The sequence below is a fragment of the Campylobacter concisus genome (assembly GCF_050447485.1).
Classification (GTDB): domain Bacteria; phylum Campylobacterota; class Campylobacteria; order Campylobacterales; family Campylobacteraceae; genus Campylobacter_A; species Campylobacter_A concisus_BQ.
Window position 1 is genome coordinate 997,897 of record NZ_JALMFY010000001.1, and the last position, 22,942, is coordinate 1,020,838.

Sequence of the window (22,942 nt, forward strand, 5' to 3'; positions counted from 1 at the left end):
GGATTATAGGTCTGTTTGGATCTTATCTTCGATCTGGATGTGAAGAGTTTGGCCGTTAACTGTATCGTTGCTTGTGTAGCCTTTATAGCCAGCGTCAGCGTGTACTGAAGTGTCTTCATGCCACTTGCCGTTGATATCGACCTTGTTTGTCGCATCACCCTTGATCTTAAGAACTGTGCTGATATCATCAGTGATCGCAAAGATGTCTTTAGCGTCAAATTTGATCTCAGAGTTGCCTTTTAGCTGGATATTTTCAAAGCTATCGACCTTTTTATTTAGGTCAGCTATGCTGCCAAAGTCAACAACTGCAGTGTTGTTAAAGACAAGTGTATCGTTGCCTGCGCCGCCGTACATTCTCTCTGAGTTTGCATTAAATGCAACTGTATCATTTTCAGCTTCATGCTCGATACTAAGCGTTGTAGTAGTAGCTTTGCCTTTAACGCCACCTGGTGTCACGAGGTTGATAGTAGCTGTTACATTGTGCGTTGGTACACTTGTATCGATATCAACTGTCATGCCATCTTTTATCTCGCCTCTGTTGATATCATCAGCTGTTAAAATGGCTGTTTTTGTCACATTTGCACCTGGGTTGAAAGGATCTGTATATGTTAGCTCTACAGTGTCGCCCTCTTTAGCGTCATCATCAAGATATACTCTTAGTTTGGTCGTACCTCTGTTGCCATCTATAGAGTTTTCATATTTAGTTAAGTTGCCATCTCTATTTTCATCTTCTCTAAACCAAACACCTCTTATACCATTTGTGCTAATTTGTGCTTCATCAGATACTTCTACGCGCTCTCCTGTTTGATCGCTAAGCTCTGCAGTTACCCTTGATGGTGTGCCAGCTGCGATCGCTACGTTATCAAGCACTAGCGTACTGCCATCAAGCACAGTTTGAGCGTGAGTTACTGTATCTGTTAGAGTTACTACGCCAGTTATGCTCTTTTCGATACTATAGGTTTTCACATCTTGTGTACCATCTAGATTATCAATAGTCACTTTTAGGCTATCACTTGTTATGACGCTACCTGGAAGCGTAACGGCAACTTTTGTTGTTTGACTATCAGCTTCGCTTCTATCGATCTTACCGTCATCATTTGTATCAGAAAGATAAGATACGTTTAGACCTGCCGCGCTTAGCTTAGCTAGCTTTAACTGACCACTATCTTCTGCAACTTCGCCATCTTTACTTGTAAGTGTAGCTTTTGCCTCAGTCGTGCCGCCTGGTGACATAGGTACGTTTTTAACCTTAATAGTATTGTTTTCAGCCTCAGCAATTACACCATTTTCGTCTGTTGCAAATATTCTACCGCTAGCATCTTTACTGATAACATAAGTTTTTTCTATCTTATTTCCGGTTACTGTATCAGTTGCAACTACTGCTACCTTATCTCCATCAATAACATTGTAAGGGATCTTAACACTCATTGTTGTTTGTTTTAGGGCCAAATCTGAAACGGCCTCATTTCTGCTTAGACCGCCATCTCTACTAGCGTTATCTTCGTCAAAAGATACTTTTACTTCGTTGCCTTTTATAGCTTCTAGCTCAGCCTCTGCTGCTTTTGAACCGCTGTTAGCAGATGTAAATTCTACCTTAGCTGGGTTGCCAACACTTATTGGGATATTAGGAATTTTTAGTACGTTTCCTGGTTGTAGAGTCACGCTATTTCCACTTGCATCTTCTATAGTTAAAACGCTACCAGTTTTAGTTGAGACTTTATATGTAGTTGGTGTGCCATTTACTGTTATTACAAAATTTTCACCAGCGTTTAGGCTGCTTGGTAGAGTTACAGTTGCTGAAGTTACATTGATATTGCCGTCAGAATTTGCCTCATCTCTACTTAGCTTGCCGTTTCTGTCTTTATCCTCATCGATTAGCACTCTTAGCGCAGTACCAGCTCCGCCGCCTTGTGCGTCAAGTAAGATGTCACTTACTGTGCCAACTTTATCAACACCAGTTTTGTCTGAAACTGTCGCTTTTATAGTTGTAGTATGATCTTCTGTAAGATTTAGTGGATACTCAACAGCTTTATTACCAACAACAGTTAGTCCGTTTATTGTGATGTTGCCACTAGTGTCTTTATTGATAGTATACGCTACCTCAGGTTGGCCATCTACGCTAACTTTTAGTATGTCACCATCAACAACGTTGCTTGGTAGTTTGATAGTAGCTTTTGTAGAATTTACATCTCCGTCACTTATTGCTTCGCCGTGATTTAAAATTCCATCAAAATTTATATCTTCTGCAAATGTGATACTCATATCATCATGAAGTGCCTCAAGTGTAGCCTCGTTTACTACCTCATTGTTTGCAAAGCCCTTGCTATCTGTAAATGTAGCTTTTGCGTCTGCTTGCTTATCTTCTTTGATCTCTACACCAGGGATTGTTACTTTATTGCTAGCATCAGCAACAATAGTTTCGCCATTAGCACCTGTTAGAGTTATGGTTGCAATATTGGTGTTAGGATCTATATCTTTCGTGATAGTAAATTCTTTAGTTGTAGTCACGCCATCACTTGTAACCTCTAGTGTCATCTTATCGCCAGTTACAACATTGTTTGGCACTTTTATAACAAGTGAAGTTTGGCGTAGTTCGCCATCTTTTGAGCTCTCATCTCTTGTGATAGATGTATTTAAGTCTGCGTCTTCACCAAAGTAAATTCCAGCATCATCTATGCCAGCTACTGTTACGCTATTTTCACCGCTAGCACTTTGGATGCCGTCTGTATCGATGATAGTAGCTGTAACTACGGTTTTTGCACTAGTTAAAGTACCAACACCACTGATCTTAAATCCATTATCCGATACTGGTACATTGTTGCCATTTTCATCAGTCACTGTAAATGTTGAGCCATTTTTATGGATATCAAATTTAACTGTTCTATCTTTTGTTGTGCCGTCAAGTTGTGGTTCAGTGATCTTAACCTCTATCTTATCGCCATCAACTGCGTTTTTAGGGATTTTGATAGTTACTGTTGTGTTGTATTCGTCATTATCACTTAGTGATTTTTCTCTACTCATAGATTTTGAGCCCTTTGCCTCATCAAAGCTAACAACAGGTGCTTTTACGTGCTCCAAGCTAGCATTTGCCTCAGCGTCCCACTGACGAGCATGTCTTGTATGATTTTCAACATGAGCATGTATCTTAGTATTTTCTCCATGTCTTAGCTCAAAGCCAGGCACGTCGATAGTAAATGTGTGGAAGCTAGTTGCAGTAACTGGGAATTCTTTACCGCCGTCTGTATCCTCTGTCACCTTTGTAACCATACCTTTTTCATCCATATGTATAGTGAAAATTCTCTTATATTGAGGTTTAGAGTGCTCATTTACTGTAAGCTCAAGCTTATCACCATCATCGATCTTATTTGGTAGAGTGATCCTAGCAGTAGTCACGTTTACCTTGTGTTCGCCCATACTCTCATTTCTTGTGATTTCAATTGTAGATTTTTGCTCTATAAGCTCGATAGATACGTTTCTTGGTACAACCCATATCTTATCCTCGTATGACTCTGGGCTCTTTTGAACGCCAGCCGGAGTCTCAACGTGTGCAGTTGCTTTTACGTTTACATCTGGGAATATCGGAAGGTTTGTTTTTACTTTAAGGTTATCTACCATATCTTGATCAAGGATCACCTCTTTTGTAAGTTTTGCATTAGAATCGTCAAAAATTCTTACCGGATCAGTATATGTGATAACTACTTTATCGCCAACAGCTACATCTTTTGGAAGAGTTATCTCCACTGTTGTGCTTCTGTTGTTGCCATCTTGTTTGTTTTCGCTCTCGCCAAGACCAGTGTCATTGTTTAGATCTTCTGTGAAGATTAGTACTGGTCTTGTATCTGGAGTCGTAGTATCGCTTGCTGTTTGGCTATTTTGTCCGTGCTGATCAGTTATGAAAGCCTCTACTTTTGAAGTTTTTGGAGTCTCATTTGGTACATTTGGTATAACATCGCCATTTGCATTTGTATAGTTTGTCGTACCATCTGTACTTCCAACTGGTACATCTGGTATTGTGTAGCCATTGTCTATTATATTTTGATCGATTGGTATAGGTCTAGTTTCAGTTGTACCATCTGGCTTTGTGATAGTGACATTTAATGTATCGCCTACTTTTGCGTCACTTGGTACAGTGATCAAAACTGGTGTTACATTTTGTTTTGTGTCGTTATTATTTTCTGTATAAGTTAAAAGCCCGTCGTCGCCCGCGATATCTTCTGTAAATTTAACAGTTGGAGCCTCTGGAACTTCTATAGGAGTTACGTGATTTGTTCCAGTTGTGCTCTCATCGCCGTGCTTATCAACGATCTTAGCATCAACCGTTGTCTCCTTATCTCTTTCAACAGGAACTTCGATAGGATGACCATCTCTAATGATCTCTGGAGTGATAACAACTGGTGGAAGTGGAGTTTTTGAGCCATCTGGATTTGTCACTTCGATAACTAGTTTATCACCTGGGTTTGCGTCGTTTGGTACTTTTATAACTACTTTTGTCTTGCTTGGATCAGGGTCGTTTGCATGCTCTGATCTATTTAAAGTGTGGTTGCCATCACCGTCATTTGTAAATTCAACAGTCGGTGGGTTGATAACCTCAGGTATTACCTCAACAGAGTCTTCTCCTTTTTCGCTCTCATTTCCTTGGAAATTTGTAATAGTTGCTTCTACTTTTGAAGTCTTGTTTTTCTCAACTGGAGCGTCAAGCGGGTAGCCATTAGCTATGATATTTGGAGTTATAACGATATTAGTTGTTGTTTGAACGCCATTTGGATCAGTCACAGTGACATTTAGGATATCGCCAGCTCTTACCGTGCCGTCATTTGGAACAGTTATCACTACTTTAGATGTATTAGCGTTATTATCCGCCAAGTGCTCTACCCTGCCTAATGTGCCATCATTATCTGTATCGCTTATAAATGTTACAGTTGGAGCGCCTGGGATTATCACTGGCTCAGCACCTGTGCCATCATCAGCGTATCCGCCTATTGAACCATTGTATGATTCAAAAGCTCTATTTGTTTCAGCTAAATTTCTATATGTTTCATTGATGTTTGCATAGTGTCCGCCCTCGGCAAAGCTAGCCGCACCAAGGCTCACGCCATCTCCACCACCAGCAGCAGCATTACCGCCAGCAGCAGTCTCTTCAAGTTTTGTTAGATCACCGCCATTTAAAATAGCATTTTGCAAAGCGCTTATATCAGCTAAGCCCTCAGCACCTATCGTATTTGGATTTAAAGAAAGCGTGTCACTACCTAGTACAGTTAGCTCTTTGCCATTATTTGCAACAATAGTTACCTTGTCGGCTGCATCGCTAGTTTTGACACTCTCACCCATATAAACGATGTCGCCAACTTTTAGCTCTCTCTCGTTTCCGTTTTGATCAACTGCGACCGCCTTGCCACTTAGCGATTTTACTACACCCGCTTCTTTAGCCATAAAACTCTCCTTATATAATTTTTTTGGCGATTATATAATAAGAGTGAGGCTGGGGATATTAAGTAAAATTTGGGTAAATTTAAGTTTATTTTTAGTTATTTAATACTCTTTTATCACACTTTAATATTTTTAAAATTACCCCTAAAAAAGGCATTTTGTGTAACTTTTGTGTAAAAAATTTTAAAAAAAATTTTTATATGGTACATGTACCTTTCGTTTCATAAAAGCGTTATTCTGAACGCCTTAAGAAAGAGCATCTTTTAAGCTAACACGAAAATATTATGCGATTTTTAGCTACTTTTGCCAAAAAATTTTCTTGCCAAAACCTAGAGTGTTGCTCGTAAATTTAACCTTTTCAAGGTTTATGGACCAAATTTTTGGATCCATCGCTTTTGCGTAAAAAAATCTTTTAAAGTAAATTTCTCGCTCACTTGCGCTAGCCTCACTCATCGCTCCTTGAAACTGCACACCCTCTATCTTGCCAACGATCTTTGTATCAAGAGCGACCGTGCCAGCAACGAGCTTTGAGTTTTTTAAAAATTTAACATGAGAGCTCTCATCGGAGCTAGCTAGCAAAAGGCAAAAATTTACCTCATCAAAGGCGTAAAACGCGCTAAAAGCGTAAGGCTGCCCATCATCATCAATGGTGCAGACACTTGCAAGATGCATCTTTTTTAAAAATTTAACTATCCTCTCATCCATCTAAATTCCCCTAAAAATGTCAAGAATGGTTTGAAATTTAAAGATGACTACGGCGATTATCAGCACCCAAAGCGTAAAAATAATGAGCTCTATTAGAGTAAATTTATCTTTTGCAACCTTTTTAAAAGCAAGCATTGTTAAAAATGCCCCAAAAAAGCCACCAATTAGCGAAAAATAGTGGATCGCATTTACCTTTACAAAGCTTGGCAAAAGCCCTTTAAAAAATAGTGAAAACATCAAAATGGCAAGCAAATTTGCAAGTATCAAGTAGTAGCCAACGACTGGCAAAACAGGGCAAAGCTTAGCAAAAACGAAGCTTAAAACAGTGATAAGCATCAGCAAAAAGATCCTAGTCCCAAAACAACACATCGCCCGTCCTTTTTTGACGCATTTTACAAAATTTTGCTTTATGAAATTAAAAATTTGCCGATTTAGCTTCAAAAGGATTTAAAAATGCAAACAAATTTTTACTCTCAAGGAAGCTACAACAATATGAGCTTTTCGATGAAGACTAGCTCAGGCGATGAGATAAGCTTTTCTATGTATGACAACAAAAACTTAGAGTTTTCTAGCCAGAAAAATGGCACTTCAAGCCAAAAAAGTCTAACCCTTACGCACGAATACGGCTATGAGTTTGCCTATAAAGGCAACGGTATAGACGAGCAAGATATGAAAGAGATCGAAGAGGCGATGAAGCAAATTCGCCCACAGGTTGATGAGTTTATGAAAAATGTCAAAGAGGGCGACAAGATCGCAGGTAGCAGCCAAAGCATAAGCGAGCTTTCAAACAAGATCAAGCAGATGTTGCCTGACGCAAAAGATCTGGATCACAAAAATTTCATAAATGATAATATGCTAAAGATGTTTGACGAACTTTTAGCTAAAAATGATGCTAATAAAAACCTACTAAGTGCGACAAAAAGGCTATTTGATACCTTGCTTGATGAGAGCAAAAAAGTATCTTACTACGCTTAAATTTAGAGCTTTTTAGCTCTAAATTTTAACTAGCGCCTCTCTTTGATAAAAGAGGTGCGACAAGACTATCACAAAATAAAGCTGAAAAAATAATCCCACAAGCGGTACAAGCGAGATAACGTAAAACAAAAGTGTAAAAACTATAAATTTAACCCCGCCACCTTCAAGCAGTGCTAGCTCAAATTTATCGCTATCAAGCGTATTTGAGCCAACGTCTATTAGTAAAAGTTTGTAGTAGATGTAAAAAAACGGCACGTTGATGATGAAGAAATTTAAAACTGGCACAAACAAAAGTGGCAGGCAAACGAGCAAGATCCCAAGAAATTTCATGATCTCAACCATCATCACCTTTAGCACTCTAGCCGTGCTAGCCTCGCTTTTAAGCACGTAGTTGTAGTGCCTTTTGTTTATCTCTTTAGCCACGACTGGCGTTAAAAAGCCAGCTACGATTAGGGCGATCACGATGCTAATGATGATCGTTAAAAAGGTGCTTAGAACGTAAAAAAGTATGCTAACTATCCACTTTGTAGCGCTAAAGCTTAGAATTTTAATAGCTATAAAAGATAGCGTTGAGTTTGTCTCCAAAAAGGCGAAATTCTCGTTTTTAGCGCCATCGCTTAAAAGGTCAAATATCTCGCCGCCTCCCCAGATCGTAAGCCACGCAAGGCTTGCTATGCTAAGAAAAAGCGGCAATATGGATAGCGTTATAAATTTGGCTGTGAAAAAGTCTTTAAAGCCAAGGCGAAGAAGATTTATCATTTTACCTTTTTGTACTCACGCTCAAGTGCGGCGTAAATTTCATCTATCTTACTAACGCCATTTGATAAAATTTCGCTCATCACTTCGTTATCTTCTCGTCCGTTCCAAATTTTCTTATAACTTCCCTCTTTGTAGCCGTTATTTTGGCGGAAGCGATTTAGCACGTTTTTAGCGATGTAGCACTCATAAAGCGAGTATAAATTTACGCCACATTTTAAAGACATTGAGAAATAAATTTTAAAGATATCAAAGATATCATAGTCAAAGCCGCTGCACTCATGTATAAGCATCTCAACGTCGTTCATGATCTCATAAATGCTCTCATCTTCAACCTTTAATGGCTCTTTACAATAGTCACTAAAGCCGCTTGACTGGCAGATATCCTCAGCCAAAGTTTCAACATCGCCAAGCTGTTTTGCCTTATAAATTTGTAGTGCTAGGCTCATTATAAAGTGCCAGATATCGACAACCTCGATACGTAAATTTTGCTCATCAGTCTTAGCATCTATGCTCTTCCAGTGCTTCCAAGCAAAGCTGTCAATGAGCTCAGCGCACTCCATATATATGCAACGCCTCCAGCTTATGAGTTTATTTTTATTTGTATAGCCATTTTCCCAACCAAGCCCGTTTGTCTCGTCATTTAGGCTTTGTTGCATCTTTAACATCTCTAAAACAATAGTTCTTTCATCCATTTTTAAACCTTTTAAATTTTAAATGATTATAACAAAAAACAATTAATGCTCAAGCGACAAGCTTGACCCAAATCATCTTAATGCAAGCTTACAAGATGTAAAATCACCCAAAATTTCAAAGGAGAAAAGATGAGAGAGAAAGATCTAGTAGTTTGCAACGTTTGCGGACTAAAAAGCAGCGATGATAAAAATGCAGTTTTCATCCACGCTCACAAAAACGGCGAAGAGGTCGATATCTGCACAAGCTGCATCCCAAGCGTGATACATGGCTCAGGCATGGTCGTAAAATCAAACGAAGAGATAAAGGCTGAAATTTAAATATCAGCCACCATGTGAGAATTCTGCCTTAAAGAATTCTCAAACTCCTCCGCACTCATCGGACGAGATAAGAAATATCCTTGCATTTCATTACAATTAAGCTCTTTTAAAAGCTCTTTTATCTCGTGGCTTTCCACGCCTTTTGCTGTCACTTTTAGCTTCATTGATTTTGCTATATTTATGATAGCAGCGACTACTTGCATATCTTTTTTATTGATCACTGACTGAGCAACAAAGTCATTTGCTATCTTTATGCGATCGATCTTATACTTTCTGATATAGACAAATGACGTATATCCAGATCCAAAGTCATCTATACAAACATCTATGCTATTTTTCTCCAAAAGTGAGAAAATTTTATCAAGTGTCTCTTGGTCGTTTTTCCATATATCTTCGCTAAATTCAAGCTCAAACTGCTTTGGATTTAGGTGGTGCGAGTTTAAAGTTAGCATAAATTCATTTACAAATTTTTCAGATGTGCTTTGAATTTGCGCTACGTTTATGCTTATTTTTGGCACTTTTAGCTTTTTGTTTTGCCATCTTACGGCTTGTTCTACTGTTTTTGAGACAGAAAGCGTGCAGATGTCATTTAAGATGTCGCTATTTAAGCTAGCTATATCCATAAACTCTCCAGCTTCTTTTTGTCCATACTCTTTTGACTGCCATCTAAGTAGCGCTTCTACGCAGATGATCTTTAAATTTTTAATGTCATAAATCGGCTGAAAATATACCTCAAAATCCTCTTGTAAATTTGCTTTTTTAAGAGCTATCTCTATGTTTGAGCTTTGTTGTATCTCGCTATCTATCTCATTATTATAAACCATCGGGTTTTTGGCTGGATTTTGCTTAGCGTAGTACATCGCCATATCAGCTTTTTTGATGATATTTCTAGGATCGCTGATGTTATCTCTTGTGACAACGTGGATACCAACGACACTCTTGATCGCAAAGTGATACTTATCTATTTGCAAAGGTTTTTCTATCGTATCTCTTAGCTCCATACCAAGTTTCATGCGTTTAGTGTGGCTATTTTCTTCCATTTTGGAAAGCACGATGAACTCATCAGCGCCGATCCTTGCGGTAACCTCTTGTCTGTTGCACGCTTCACGTATGCGCTTTGCTATCGCTTTTAAAATTTTATCGCCAACCTCATGTCCATAAGATGTATTTATATTTTTAAAGCGACTTATATTTATATAATAAACTGCGATCTCTTGCTTCTCGCCCAAAACGCTACACATACCTTTTAGCTCATTTAGCAAAGAGTCTCTATTGCCAAGAGATGTTAGATAGTCTTTTTCAGATACGCCCTCTAAGCTTAAATTTATCATCTCAAGTTCGTTTGTCTTTAGGTGTTTCTCTTTGTTTTTAGCATCATGTAAATTTTGCTCTGCGTTATATATCTCTTCGCTTTGATCAAGCACTTTCATAAAATAGCTAATAACCGCTCCAGCTACAACAACAAAAATTATAAGCAGATCAACATAAGATGATAGGTCAGTTTTTATTAGTATTAGTGCAGCTGAGATAATAGGCACGAGCTTAGATGTTGTTTTTATGCCAACATCTGCTGCGCTTATACGCTTGTTATCACCCCTTAAGTAAAAAGCCCCGACCATTAAGAGAAAAAATGGCACAAGGTAGATAGAGTGCAGAGTAAAATCATGCCCTTTGTTTATAAGCTCATTATAAAAAACATATAAATTTAATAGCGTAAAAATCGCACTTGCGATTATCAAGAAAAAGCCGCTATGTCTAATATAAAGATGGTTGCTATTAAAAATTTCACTAAGAGCGATGAATAAAATAGACAAATTTACAAAAATAGCAATGCTAGCAGCAAGCTCACTAGGGCTTTTAGGATGGATCAATATATCAAAATCACCCATATCGCCAACAATACAATAAGCAAGCGTGAAAACTAGCAAAAGAACGTTAAAGCTATCGGCTAGAACTATGATCTTTTTATCGCTAGCTATAAATTTGACCACAAAAAATATACCAACAGCGGCCAATAGTAAAAACATAGGGAGCAGATCGAAAAAATGAAGATAAGAAATTTGCTCTTTGCTTCTTAAAAGAAAGTCTTCATTGACGCTTCTAATGGCGTCAATAATAGTCCAGATAAAGACTCCAAAGCATGCAGCAAGCCAGTGCATAGCTTTAAGCTTTGATCTATTCATAGAGATGTAGGTACCAAGAACTACAAGACCAAAGCCCAAAAATATCAACAAATTTTCAAAAATTTTATAGTTTAAAATGCCGGCAAACTGAGAAAATATAAAAAGAGCTATAACGGCATAGAAAATTTGTTTTTGTCTTAGGATAAGTGACGAATTTGACGTAAAAAAAATGTTTCTCTCCATTGTTTATTCTGTTTCAAACCTTATTTTTAGTTATAATTTTGCAAATTTTTCTTTAAGGTTAATCATGAAATGTAATATCGTCTTATCTGGAGAAAATTTAATAGACTACCAAGCATTTAATCTATTTTTCTCAAAAAAGGCTAGAAAACAGTATTTTATAAATGTTTTTATGATTTTTACGGAGGCCATTATAGCTGGATTTATCGCTGATATGCTCTTAAAAACCAAAATTTTTACTATTATTGGCACCATTTTTGCTATTTTTTGGATCATTTTTTATCCAATTTTTTTAAAAAATAGACGAAGAGTGGCGCTAAAAAGCTTAGAAATTTCAGACTTTAAAAAAGAGATGATCTTTGAAGTAGATGAGAAAAATTTGGCATTTTATGAAAATGAGCCAAAAGAAAATGAAATTTTTGACATAAAAGATGTAAGTGAAATTTACGAGCTTAAAAATATCTTTGTCATCTTTATAAATGAAAAAATTCATCTTGTCTTGCCAAAAAATAAAGAAACCTCAGAGCTAGTAAAAACACTTATAAAAGAGAGCAAAAAAGAGCTACTGCTTTTTGAAAATTTAGACTACAAAAGCGTTATTGGCTAAGCTTGTAAATTTACAAGCTTAGATGTGATCAAGCGTGCTTCTTATGAGCTCTTCAAAGTCTTTAGCGTTCATCGGCTTACCCCAGAAATAACCTTGTATCTCATCGCAGCCTAGCTCTCTTAAAATTTCAAGCTGAGTTTCATCTTCAACACCCTCAGCGATCGTCTTTAGCTCGATATTTTTAGCTAGAGTTATAACGCTTTTTACAACGTCTCTATCGATCTCGTTTATAGCGATGTTATCAACTAGTTCTTTTGCGATCTTTAGCCTATCTAGTGGATACTTTTTGATGTAGTTCATCGATGAAAAGCCGGTGCCAAAGTCATCGATCGAGATGCTCATGCCTTTATCTGAAAATTTCTTTAAGACTGTTTGCATGATCTCTTCGGCATTGACGAGGCTTGCCTCTGTAAGCTCGATATCAACGCACTTTGGATCCATGCCAAATTCTTCAACATATCCAAAGATATCCGATGCAAAATTTACATTATCAACCTGTTTTGGCGAGATGTTGATGCCTACTTTTAGGCTGATGCCATACTTTTTGTTCCAGTAGCTCATCTGCCTTATGGCCTCTTTTGCCACCCATATTCCTATTGTATTTATGATAGAGCTTTGCTCAGCTACTGGGATAAATTTAGCCGGACTTACAAAGCCTTTTACTGGAGAGTTCCACCTTATAAGAGCCTCAGCACCTATTATCTTTTTACCATTTAGTAGATACTGCGGCTGGAAATTTAGACTAAATTCCTCATCGAAATTCATAGAATTTAGCAAAATTTCTATGTAGTTTTTCTCCTGAATGATCTCTTTTATATCATCGTAAAAGACATATTTTGTATTAACATCTCTTTTGGCTGCATCAAGTGCGGCTCCGGCTTGCATGATGAGATCATCAGCTAAAATTTCACTTGTTTGCGTTGAGCTAACGCCAACCTTTGCTCCAAGAGCTATCTTATAGTCGCCAACTGAGATTTGCTCGGCTATGATGTTTAGCAGATAGTATAAAAATTCTCTATAATGCCCCTCATTTTTTTGCTTTAAAACTATCATAAAGTCATCGCCGCCAAACCTTGAGACGATAGCGCCCTCTGGCAAGATCGCTTTTATATTTTTAGAAAATTTCAAAAGCACCTCATCACCCACGTAGTGGCCGTATGAGTCATTTATAGCCTTAAAGTGGTTGATGTCGATGCAATAAATATCTATCTTTTCGCCAAGCGCTTTGGTCTTTATCATCTCTGATAGTTTGCTTAAAAATGACTGTCTATTTAAAAGCCCAGTGAGTGAGTCAAATTCGCTAAGCTGCCTTAAGCGCTCATTTTTCTCTTCAAGCTCTTTTAAGCTATCTTGGATCTCTTCGTCAAGTTGAGCGATGATATGCCTTTCAGATCTAGCTAAATCCCTCATAGCAACTGTGTTTGAGATACTATAAATTAGCGCTGCATAGGCTAGCAAAACCATAAGCAGAAAAACTATCCAAACAGAGTAAATTTTATCTGTATTAGCAGCTCCTAAAAAGAGTAAAGATACGATAAGCAGGGTGATAAATTTATATATAAGCACCCTTATATAGTCTTTTCTGTAACTTCTTATCTTGATATTTGCCTCGTTTTCCTTTAGGTGCAAGCAAGCTACAAATATAATAAAAAATGCAACTTTAAAGAAAAACTCATAATGAACATTTGTACCACCGTATGCCAAAAAGGCCTTTGATGAGTAGTATGCGTCGCAAATGCAAATGATAAGCAAAGCTAATAAATATAAAAGAAGGCTCACTCTTTTATAGCTAAAAGCTGGTTTTTTTGATACAAAATTTAGTGAAAATGCGACAACAAAGACAAAGCAAAAGATAAAAATATCCATTATGATATATGAAAGGCTAGTCACAAATTCTTGATTAAGCGCTACTACTAAACTTTTATCAAAAACTACAAACCAAAAAAAACTAACCGTTATAAGCATCAAAGCAAGCGCATCTACCGCGACTTGTTGCCATATCACTCTTTTTAAAATCCTTGTAAAAAAGGCGACAAAAGAGACGATAAACATAAAAAATGGGATCAAATATAAAATTTGCATAAGCTCCGTACGAGAGATATTTCCGTGCATGAGAAGCGATCTATCATAAAGCAATAAAAGGATATCTGCTAACGCCCAGCTCGCTATAGCTAAAAATATATAGGTCCAGTATGAGTTTAAATTTCTACTACTTTTTAATAAAAAGAACAAAAATATGGCGATCACTACATCAGTGCCAACTGATAAAGCCGTCAGATAAAACTGATCCCCCAGATAAATAGCAGAAAAATAAGCAATAATCAGGGCAAATATAAATAAAAAAGAGCCGTTGTGAAAATTTGTTATCCTATCAAGCACGGCTCTTCTCCGCTTCCTGGGCTAGCTTTTGCCACCTTTGCCACTCGCCACTATCATCGACGTCGTTGCCGATAGCCTCGTACCTAGCGTAAAAATGCTCAACAAATTTCTTGCACTCTTCATCTTTTGGCAGATAGCTTAGCTCATCTTTTTGGCAAAATTTCTCCAAAAACACGCTCGCATCATCTTTTTTAGCGTATGTTTGCGCTAGCTCGAAGTAGTTTTGCAAGCAAATTTCTTTAAATTTAGCGTAGGCTTGCTCGCTCATATCCACGCTTAGTTTGCCGTCAAATTTAAGCACTCCAGCCCTAAAAAGCAGGCTAAGATGTATGAGCCCCTCGCAATAATAAGCCCTCACCTCATCGACCTTTCGCCACGCTATAAGCCCAACCGCACGGGCTATTAGCTCGTGAAAGACGGCCATTTTATACTCCGCCTCTTCATGCAAGAAGAAATTTACTAGCCCGCCAGTAGTCGCTTTATACTCTTCTATAAATTTAAAGACGCCACTTTTATTCATACTCATCTCAGTATCAAGTCCGATAAATAAAATGTGCCCAAACTCATGGCCGATCGTTGAAATTTCATATACTTTTTTCCAAATTTTTGGCTTTAAAAATAAAATTTCCCTACCAAAATCCAAAAATTCCTTGCTAAAAATTTCAGCCCCAAGCTTCATAAAAGGCTTTGCCTTTGCACCCTCATATACATGATTTACAAAGGCAAAAATTTTCTTACCGCATTTTGCGCTCACGCTCTCATCATTTGGCACGACTTGAGCGCTAAAAAGTCCGTTTAGCTCTGCGCCGTAATATATCATCGGCACGCTTATATAAAGCTGCGTTCTAGCGATATTTTCACTAACTGCCTTGTTTGTCGCGGCGTTATCAAATTTGATCTTTTCACAAACACTTTCGTAAGTTTTTGTCACTTTTTCTTTAAATTTAAGCTCATCAATGCCCTCGCTATCCACCAGCCTGATGTCCCATTCAAGCGCTACTGCGTGCGTGTAGGCGTCCTCGTAGTACTCTAGCGGATGACCTGGCTGAAGCGCTCCTTTTACATCCATCCACGCTATCTCAGCCTCTTGCCAAGCGTTTATCACCTTTGCATTGTCCTCTTCGCAAAAGGCATTTTGCAGCTTTTCGAGGTATTTTACGTAGGATTTTTGCTCGTCGCTCTTAGCTAAATTTCTTAAAATTTCAAGATTTTTTATAAATACTTTTTTAAGCTCTCTAACCTCATCTTTAAAGGCAAGCGCATAAGGCAAAAAGCTAAATTTCTCGCCCTCTTTGCAAACTGCGCCATACGTTCTATCAGCCCTTGCGCCATTACTATCACACTGAAACAAAGCGTTTTTAGTGATAAACTCATTTGCCTCGCTTAGATCTTTAAATTTAGCTTCAAACTCTTTATTTGTGGCGTCTATTATCTTATCTTGCCATGAAATTTGCCACGCATTTAGACTAAGCCCAAGCTCGTGCATAGCCTCAACAAAAGCTTGATAAAATTGGTCTAAAATTTGCTCATCACGTGCCTTTTTTATAAGCTTTGAGTGGAGATCTTCATATAAATTTCTAACATAGCCATAGATCAAATTTAGCACGCGCTTTTGCTCGTCCTCGCCTAAATTTAGCTTTTTTAGCTCATTTTGAAGTGGATCAACTTTAAGATCAACTATCCTTCTAGCAAGAGCTAGTTTTTGGCTCGGCGTGCCAGCAAGGCCGCAAATTTTCACAGCTTCAGTTATGATCTTGTCATCTAAATTTTTATAAATAGCGTTTAACTTGGATTTTTGCTCTTTTGTAAGTTCGTTTAGTCTTTTAAAATCATTCATCTTTTCATCCCTTAAAGTTGCAGGATTTTAGCATAAAGCCATTAAAATTTGCTACAATTTACCAAAAATTTAAAATCTAAAAGGCAAAAAATGGACATTTTAAAGGACTTTGGCGAGCCACGCATCAAGCAAGTGATGCTACCAAAAGATACAAACTCAGCTGGCAATATCTTTGGTGGCTGGATAATGAGTCAGATAGACCTTGCAGGTGCTCAGGCTGCTAGAGAAATTTCGCCTGAGCGAGTTGTGACGATTTCTATGAAAGAGATCATCTTCAAGCAACCAGTCTTTGTTGGCGACGTACTAAGCTGCTATGCAAAGATCATCGCAGTTGGTAAAACATCGATAACAACGCAGATAGAAGTGACTGCGCTTAGGCTAACTGACGGCGGTTTTAGAGAGACTATACACGTCACAAGCGCCATTGCGACCTATGTTAGTGTGACAAAAGACGGGCACAAAAAACCGATAGATGAGAAGATAAAAGAGCTTCACGGCTTTTAAATTTGGTTGCAGTTTATGCAGCCAAAACCCCCGAATTTATCACTATTTTTAAAAAGATTTGAAAAAAAGTAACACCAAAAAAGAGAAATTTCAACTTATTTAAATGCTTTATAAAGTAAAATCTGCCCTTACACTTTTTTGGGAGAAAGATGAAAAAATCACGCTTAGGGCTTTTACAAACGCATATTTTAGATATCTTAACACAAGATGAGCTGGAGAAATTTGAGTTTAAAGAGCTGCCAAAAACAAGCACGATCTACACCGAAGATATCGAGATAATTATCCTAAAAAACGGCTCAGCAAAGCTCTCATTTTTTGAAGATGGCGAGGAATTTATCCTTTATCATTTAGAAAAAAACAACATCGCCATACTCGATGACAACTGCGCATTTGAAGTGCTTGAAGATGCCCAAATTTACGTCATTAGACTAGATAATATCGGCGAAATTTTGCACAATCCAAAAGCCGCTAGCGAGATTTTAACAACCACACTAAACACCATCATTGTGCAGCGCCAGATCACAAAGTCGATACTTTTTGAGGACGCAAAGGGTAGGATAGCAAATTTCTTAATCGAGCTTGCAAATGAGCAAGATCTAAAACAAAATGGCTATCAATATGTATTTTTGCCATTTTCTCTAAAGGTGCTCTCAAGCTTTGTTGGCCTCAAGCGCCAAAGCGCCTCAACAGCCTTTAATGAGCTTATCAAAGACGACATCATCAGAAAGATCACACCGCACGAATTTCTCATCATCGACCACGAAAAACTTGAAAGTTATACCAATTAATATCATTCAGGGTCCTCAGAGAATTCATTATCTCTAAAAATTGCATAAAAATTTATGAGCCAAAAGACAAAAGCAAGTGCTATCAAAGTTGCTGGCAGATGGATATAAAATCCACTCCAAAAATAAGCCAAAATGCCTCTACTAATGCCAGCTAAAATGACTAAAATAAATGCAATTTTGCTAAGGCGTAAAAACTCAAGCTCTTGTCCGCTGTGACGAAGTCCCGCGATATTAAAAATAAGCATAACGCTAAAAATAACAGCATTTATGGCTATTAAGTGCATAAAATTTACTTCAAGACCTAGGTTTAAAAGCCCACTTGCTCCGATACCTAAAAATCCAACCGCCAAAAATACCTGCATAAAGTAATAGCAAATCACAAAATTATGCCTCAAAAGTTGCTTATAGTGCCACTCTTTAAGCTTTGCAAGCACTGCGCATCCGCAAGCAATGGCTACATAGTAGGTGCCGATACTCTTTTCAAAAAATATATTAAAAAGCAAAAATGCACAAGTCATGCAAATAGCGATATTTTTATAGATAAAATTTGGCACAAAGATAGCCTCATCCATATCTTTTTCTCGCTTTAGCGCTTCTTTGCCAAGTACAACGCTAACGCGATACGAAATAAGCAAGATAGCGATGATATGAAGATAAATTTGCAAATTTAAAAATTTTTCGTTGTCACTTATTAGATAATAAATTTCAAAGCCTAAAATGCCAAACAAAAAGCCAAGCACGCCAAATTGATCAAGGTTTTTATCTCGCCAGATCATATAAAGGCAAAGCATCACTAGATATGCCCAAAAAAGTGTAATAAAAAAATGTGCTAAAAATAAGCTAAAAAGTGCCGCTATAAAGCTAGTTGCAAAGAGCGAAAATAAAATATAAGCGTGGACTTTTAGTGAGGAGCTAAAATTCGTCCAGTCGGTTAGTCCAGTGAGTAAAAAACCAGCATAAGCAAGTGCCAAAAAAAGGTGTAAAAATATAAATTTATGCAAACTCACAAAATCAGTTGGTGTAAAAAATATGGCAGCTCCCAGCACAGCACAGGCAGCACTCGTGAGAAAAAATATCCTCATAGGATAGGTAAAAAAGTTGTTAATCATAATAAATTTGCCCTTTAAAATTTTCATCTATTGTTTTGCTGATAAATGTAAAATCACGGTTTTTAAAAGCCTCGTCTAAAACAAGCTCTTTTTGTATGATCGCACCTTTATTTGCGAGAAAATAAATTCTATTTGACATCTTCACAGCCTCCATTCTGTCGTGCGTGACTAGTATTATGCTCATGCCCTCACTCACTCTTTGGCTGACAATATCGATCAAAATTTCTTTCATATCATAATCAAGCCCCGAAAATGGCTCATCCATTAAAAGCAGATCAGGTTTTGTCACGATCGCCCGCACGAAAGCAACCCTTTGCCTCATACCGCCACTTAGTTCATTTGGATATTTTAGTGTGTCTTTCTGACTAAGACCGACTTTAGAAAAAAGCTTTAAAACGCTGTTTTGATCGGGTTTATCTATAACCAAAAGCACATTTTCAAGAGCATTTTTCCATGTAAGCAGACGATTTTCTTGAAAAAAATATGTCATCTTTTTAAATTTATTAAAAATTTCCCCTTTTCTGGGCTCATTTAGTCCGCTAATAAGGCGCAAAATGGTAGTTTTTCCACATCCTGAAGGCCCAAAAAGCGTCACCACTTCGCCTTTTTCTACCTTTAAATTAAAATTTCTTACGACCTTATCTCTTAAAATTTCATACTCTACATTTCTAAGCTCAAGCATCATCTTCTCCAAGGCATCAGGGCTATTTTTAAAGGCTCGATGATGAGGTACTCAAAAAGCATGATAAGAGTGATGCTTAAAAGAACATACGCCATCACTTCAGTTGTTTCAAGCATCGCCCTTGCATTTGCTATCTTTGCTCCCATGCCGTTATTTGCACCTAGTAGTTCAGCCATTATGACTATTTTTACACCCATTGCAACAGCTACGCTAACAGAGCTTATGATATAGCTTGTAAGATGTGGGATATAGAGGTGTTTTATCTTTTTTAAAAAGCCTAAATGATAGGCATCAAACATCTCTTTTAGCTCCTCATCTACACTACTCATAGCAACTGCCGAGCTTGCAAAAGTAAGCGGTAAAACGGTTATAAAGATAGTAAAAATGGTGCTAAAATTTCCAAATCCAAACCAAAAAATAGCAAGCACTATCCAAATAATTGGTGGCATCGATAAAAGCAAGGTAATAACAGGCTTTAAAAAGGCCGCAAAGCTTTTAAAACTACCTGCTATTAGTCCTAAAAATATACCAAAAAATGTTGCCGTGCTAACCCCAACTAGTGATCTGCAAAGCGTTATATTTATCTCGCTATTTTTGTAGTCCTTTATGATTTCACAGACTTTAAAAAATACATCTTTTGGCGAAGGGAGCAGGAGTGGGGAGCTAAACTCGCTTCCCACTTGCCAAATAGCTAAGATTAAAAAAACTACGGCAAATCCGCTAAATCCGCCCCAAAAATAGTCAATCATTTTTAAAAAGGCTGAGCGATCTTTTTTGACGCCGTCGATTAGTATCATAAAAATAGACCTTTATCTGGCATCTTGCCACCTAGAAATTTTGGATTGAACTGATAAATTTCTTCAAAAAATGCCATGATTTCACTTTGTAGTTCATTTGCTTTTGTCACTGTTAAATTTGCCTTATCAAAGGCATTTGCAAGTGCCACTTCTGGAGCTGGTAAGTAGCTTGAACCTATTTTTGCTGCGCTTTGCTTGTTCTCAAGTATCCATGAAAGTGCGTTCTCAAGATCGCTATGAAGCGTATCAAATAGATTTAAGCTCTTCTCATAAAAGCCTCTTTCTACGATAATGCCAGCCATTGGGATTATCGGTTTTGTATTAAAGCTCTCGCCCCAAATTTTTGGAAAATCAACTGAGTAATGCACACTAACGCCTGCTTTTTTACCACGCAAAATAGTCGCTTCACCAAGAGGTTGCGGGACTAATAAAATATCAAAATCTTTTTGTAAAAATAAAAGTAGAGCTTCAGGAGGTGTTGCTGTATAGGTGATATCTATTTTGCTAGCGTCTATGCCTCGCTTCTTGCAAAGTGCCCTTAGGACAAGGTCAGGCATGTCACCTCGAAATGGCATGACTAGCTTTTTGCCTACAAAATCTTCTAAATTTTTGATCTTTTCGTCCTTGACCATAGCGTTCATCACGCCAAGGGTCAGTAAATTTAACATAGCAAAATCAAGCCCTTGGTTTCTTAAATTTGCAGCGACATTTGATGGTGACATCGTGACTTTAATATCCCCACTAGCTACACCTGCACGAAGCTGATCTGGTGTTTTCCAGATATTTAGGCTCACATCATAAGTTTTATTTAACTCGCCTTGCAGTGCAGCAACTGCCATTATGACACTTGGGATCGCTGGCGCGCCCCACATATTAAAGCTCTCTTTTGCAAATAAATTTGGTGCAAACGCGCTAACGCCTAAAGCTGTGCTAAGTCCTAAAAATTTTCTTCTATCTAACATCTTTTTCTCCTTTAAAAACTGCTGTGAAAGCTAATGAAAAATGTTCTGCCAGGGGCATGAACGACTACTGGATCAAGTGCTGCTACGTGATCACCGCTAATAAATTCTGCATAATCTTTGTCAAATAAATTTGCAATGCCAAATCTTATGCCAACTTTGTTTTTAAACTCTACACCACCATAAAGATCGAGCAAGCCAAACCCCTTTGCGGCCTCTTTTTTGTCGATACCTAGACCATTTTGTTTGCTAAAACCGCCCCTAGTTTGCTTTGAAACTAGTCTTAGTGCAGTGACTAGGTTGTAGCTACCAAAGCTTGCATAGTCTTTGTAGTCAAACGCAAAATTTGCCTCAAAAGGCCTTATTTGATAAAGCGGTCTGCCATCGGTTTTATTTTGTCCGTAGTTGTAGTAAAGTGAGCTTTTTAATCCAAAGTGCCTTGCAAAGCTATATTCTGTATTGAAATTTACACTATAAAGCGTTGCATCAACATTTCTTGAGATGACAGCATTTTTGTTTAGTGGCATGGCGGCTTTTGAGTGTCGTCTATCAAAAATGATCAAATTTTTTACGCTATCAGCGATGAAATGCCCACTAAAGCTAAAAGCATCTTTGTTTTGCAAGGAGTTTAGGTATTCTTTATAAAACTGGCTACCAAATTTAAAGCCAAGAACTGCTCTATTGTGCCTTTCTGGCTCTAAATTAGGATTTGCTATCCAGCCACTATCGCCTGCACCATAAAGTGTATTGAAACGCTCCATATTACTTGGCAAGCGAGATAAACTCTCAAGTTTTGCGAAATAGCTATCCTTATCGTTTGGTGTAAATTTATATTTTAAACTTACGCTAAAAGCGTCTTTTTTGATCTTATCACTTACGTCTTCGCCATAAATTTGACGAAGTAGCCCACGAGTGGTGCTAATGGCTGGATTTGGTGCGAAATATTTAGTATCAAGCCCATTAAGCTTACTTCTTTGCTCTTCATATTTTAAGGCAAGAGAAGCTTCGTTTGCTTCATTAAATTTATAAGCAAGTGTGTCAAAAAGCATAAATTTATCATTTCTAACATCAGCAAATCTGTATCCGTTAAATACCCAGTTACTGCCTTGCTTTATGTATCTTTTGCCACCATGTTTATCTTTTTCAAAGCCAGCGCCTATTTGATTATGAAAACTTGCGAAATCAACATCATACTTTAAATTTGTCTCAAGCACATCTCTTTTTATCTCAACTTTTACATTTGGAGTGGAATTTCTTAGATGAAAGTTATCAGCTTTTCGCTCAACCTTTTTTAGGATAAATTCAAAATTTAGCGTGTTTGATAGATCTTCTTCGCCCAAGCGAATATTTAGCTTGCCGACTTTTCTGGTTGTTTTAAAGGCGTCCATTGCGTGTTCTGGCTGCTTGTCTTTATCGATATTATCCCTTAAAAACGTAAGTCTAAGCTCGCTAAGCTCATTTGGCACGAAACCTAAAATAACGCTTTGGCCCTGTCTGTTGTAGCCATAGTCCCATTTTTTACCACTTCCATCTTTATAGCTATTTGCCTTGGTGAAATTTGTGTTTAAAATGGTATAAAAATTTGCGCCACGATATTTAAAAAGCGATGAGTTGTAAAAGCTTTTTCCATACATTCCAGCTGAGATATGAAACATATCCGCTGAGCTATCAAGTAAATTTGTCACAAATGGATATTCGCTTCTTTGAGTGCGGTCAAATTGATTTTCCACAAAGGCACTTTGTGCAACATTTGGCGTTATAATTGGCGGTGGCGCAAATTCTTTAACAGGCTTTATAGTGTCTAAATTTGCTTCATTTGCTAAAAGCAGTGACGAAAAAACTATTAAGCTTAAAACTTGCCTCATAAAAAACTCCTTTTAAAATACAATTATGATTTTTCTTATCGAAATTGTAAATAAAAATCTCTTATAAGATATTGATATAAATCATCATATATTTTTATAAAAATTATTGAATATAGAAGTAATCAGCAGGTAAAAATAACATAATAAGGCAAAAATAATGTAAAATTTTGCTATAT

Annotated in this window: 18 protein-coding genes; 5 read left to right on the forward strand and 13 right to left on the reverse strand. The window is 37.4% G+C overall.

Translation table 11 applies throughout. From position 1 onward, the window contains the following. Positions 1 to 3: 3 nt before the first annotated feature. The 3 genes from MTT29_RS05075 to MTT29_RS05085 form a co-directional block, all read right to left on the reverse strand. A complete protein-coding gene (locus MTT29_RS05075) occupies positions 4 to 5,430 on the reverse strand; it encodes a retention module-containing protein (protein WP_429799962.1) in 5,427 nt (1,808 codons plus the stop codon). Between the two features lie 294 nt (positions 5,431 to 5,724). Beyond that, positions 5,725 to 6,132 carry a pyridoxamine 5'-phosphate oxidase family protein gene (locus MTT29_RS05080; protein ID WP_429799963.1) on the reverse strand — a complete coding sequence of 136 codons (408 nt, stop codon included), beginning with the start codon at positions 6,130 to 6,132 and terminating at the stop codon, positions 5,725 to 5,727. Then, positions 6,133 to 6,501: a hypothetical protein gene (locus tag MTT29_RS05085; protein WP_048809882.1), complete on the reverse strand. Its 369-nt coding sequence runs from the start codon at positions 6,499 to 6,501 to the stop codon at positions 6,133 to 6,135. A gap of 84 nt (positions 6,502 to 6,585) precedes the next feature. On the opposite strand from MTT29_RS05085, the gene MTT29_RS05090 reads away from it, so the two are divergent. Further along, positions 6,586 to 7,107, forward strand: coding sequence for an ATP/GTP-binding protein (locus MTT29_RS05090; RefSeq protein ID WP_103567314.1), 522 nt, complete (start codon positions 6,586 to 6,588; stop codon positions 7,105 to 7,107). Between the two features lie 18 nt (positions 7,108 to 7,125). Here MTT29_RS05090 and MTT29_RS05095 read toward each other — a convergent pair whose 3' ends face one another. Both MTT29_RS05095 and dut read right to left on the reverse strand, forming a co-directional pair. Continuing rightward, complete coding sequence (locus MTT29_RS05095; protein ID WP_429799964.1) at positions 7,126 to 7,866, reverse strand: EI24 domain-containing protein; 741 nt, start codon at positions 7,864 to 7,866, stop codon at positions 7,126 to 7,128. Further along, entirely contained in the window at positions 7,863 to 8,558 is a 696-nt protein-coding gene (gene dut, locus MTT29_RS05100) for a dUTPase (protein ID WP_103598002.1), read from the reverse strand. The genes MTT29_RS05095 and dut overlap by 4 nt, the downstream gene beginning before the upstream one ends. 129 nt (positions 8,559 to 8,687) lie before the next feature. On the opposite strand from dut, the gene MTT29_RS05105 reads away from it, so the two are divergent. Then, positions 8,688 to 8,876, forward strand: a complete 189-nt coding sequence (locus tag MTT29_RS05105; RefSeq protein ID WP_002940779.1) for a hypothetical protein — start codon at positions 8,688 to 8,690, stop codon at positions 8,874 to 8,876. Here the strand turns inward: MTT29_RS05105 and MTT29_RS05110 are convergent. After that, complete coding sequence (locus MTT29_RS05110) at positions 8,873 to 11,242, reverse strand: EAL domain-containing protein (RefSeq protein WP_429799965.1); 2,370 nt, start codon at positions 11,240 to 11,242, stop codon at positions 8,873 to 8,875. The two genes, MTT29_RS05105 and MTT29_RS05110, sit on opposite strands and share 4 nt — an antisense overlap. A 64-nt stretch (positions 11,243 to 11,306) precedes the next feature. Here MTT29_RS05110 and MTT29_RS05115 point away from each other — a divergent pair, with 64 nt between their 5' ends. Next, positions 11,307 to 11,846, forward strand: coding sequence for a hypothetical protein (locus MTT29_RS05115; RefSeq protein WP_429799966.1), 540 nt, complete (start codon positions 11,307 to 11,309; stop codon positions 11,844 to 11,846). 18 nt (positions 11,847 to 11,864) lie between these two features. On the opposite strand, the gene MTT29_RS05120 is transcribed toward MTT29_RS05115, so the two are convergent. Together MTT29_RS05120 and ciaB are read right to left on the reverse strand one after the other, a co-directional pair. Then, the gene (locus MTT29_RS05120; protein ID WP_429799967.1) at positions 11,865 to 14,225 is read right to left on the reverse strand and encodes a putative bifunctional diguanylate cyclase/phosphodiesterase; all 2,361 of its coding nucleotides are present in this window, start codon (positions 14,223 to 14,225) and stop codon (positions 11,865 to 11,867) included. Further along, entirely contained in the window at positions 14,218 to 16,062 is a 1,845-nt protein-coding gene (gene ciaB, locus MTT29_RS05125; protein ID WP_148815130.1) for an invasion protein CiaB, read from the reverse strand. The genes MTT29_RS05120 and ciaB overlap by 8 nt, the downstream gene beginning before the upstream one ends. Before the next feature lie 90 nt (positions 16,063 to 16,152). Between ciaB and MTT29_RS05130 the strand changes: the two genes are divergently transcribed. Both MTT29_RS05130 and MTT29_RS05135 read left to right on the forward strand, forming a co-directional pair. Then, positions 16,153 to 16,566 carry an acyl-CoA thioesterase gene (locus tag MTT29_RS05130; protein WP_103617237.1) on the forward strand — a complete coding sequence of 138 codons (414 nt, stop codon included), beginning with the start codon at positions 16,153 to 16,155 and terminating at the stop codon, positions 16,564 to 16,566. Between the two features lie 149 nt (positions 16,567 to 16,715). After that, entirely contained in the window at positions 16,716 to 17,354 is a 639-nt protein-coding gene (locus MTT29_RS05135; RefSeq protein WP_087581368.1) for a Crp/Fnr family transcriptional regulator, read from the forward strand. A gap of 2 nt (positions 17,355 to 17,356) precedes the next feature. Here MTT29_RS05135 and MTT29_RS05140 read toward each other — a convergent pair whose 3' ends face one another. Genes MTT29_RS05140 through MTT29_RS05160 form a run of 5 tightly spaced genes read right to left on the reverse strand, consistent with a single transcriptional unit; the run spans position 17,357 to position 22,766 of the window. After that, positions 17,357 to 18,463, reverse strand: coding sequence for an NnrS family protein (locus MTT29_RS05140; RefSeq protein WP_429799968.1), 1,107 nt, complete (start codon positions 18,461 to 18,463; stop codon positions 17,357 to 17,359). Continuing rightward, positions 18,456 to 19,145: an ABC transporter ATP-binding protein gene (locus tag MTT29_RS05145; RefSeq protein WP_429799969.1), complete on the reverse strand. Its 690-nt coding sequence runs from the start codon at positions 19,143 to 19,145 to the stop codon at positions 18,456 to 18,458. Before MTT29_RS05145 ends, MTT29_RS05140 begins: the two co-directional genes overlap by 8 nt. Further along, complete coding sequence (locus MTT29_RS05150) at positions 19,145 to 19,942, reverse strand: ABC transporter permease (protein WP_429799970.1); 798 nt, start codon at positions 19,940 to 19,942, stop codon at positions 19,145 to 19,147. Before MTT29_RS05150 ends, MTT29_RS05145 begins: the two co-directional genes overlap by 1 nt. Beyond that, a complete protein-coding gene (locus MTT29_RS05155) occupies positions 19,939 to 20,904 on the reverse strand; it encodes an ABC transporter substrate-binding protein (RefSeq protein WP_429799971.1) in 966 nt (321 codons plus the stop codon). The genes MTT29_RS05150 and MTT29_RS05155 overlap by 4 nt, the downstream gene beginning before the upstream one ends. Positions 20,905 to 20,915: 11 nt before the next feature. Further along, positions 20,916 to 22,766, reverse strand: a complete 1,851-nt coding sequence (locus MTT29_RS05160) for a TonB-dependent receptor domain-containing protein (protein WP_429799972.1) — start codon at positions 22,764 to 22,766, stop codon at positions 20,916 to 20,918. Between the last annotated feature and the right edge of the window lie 176 nt (positions 22,767 to 22,942).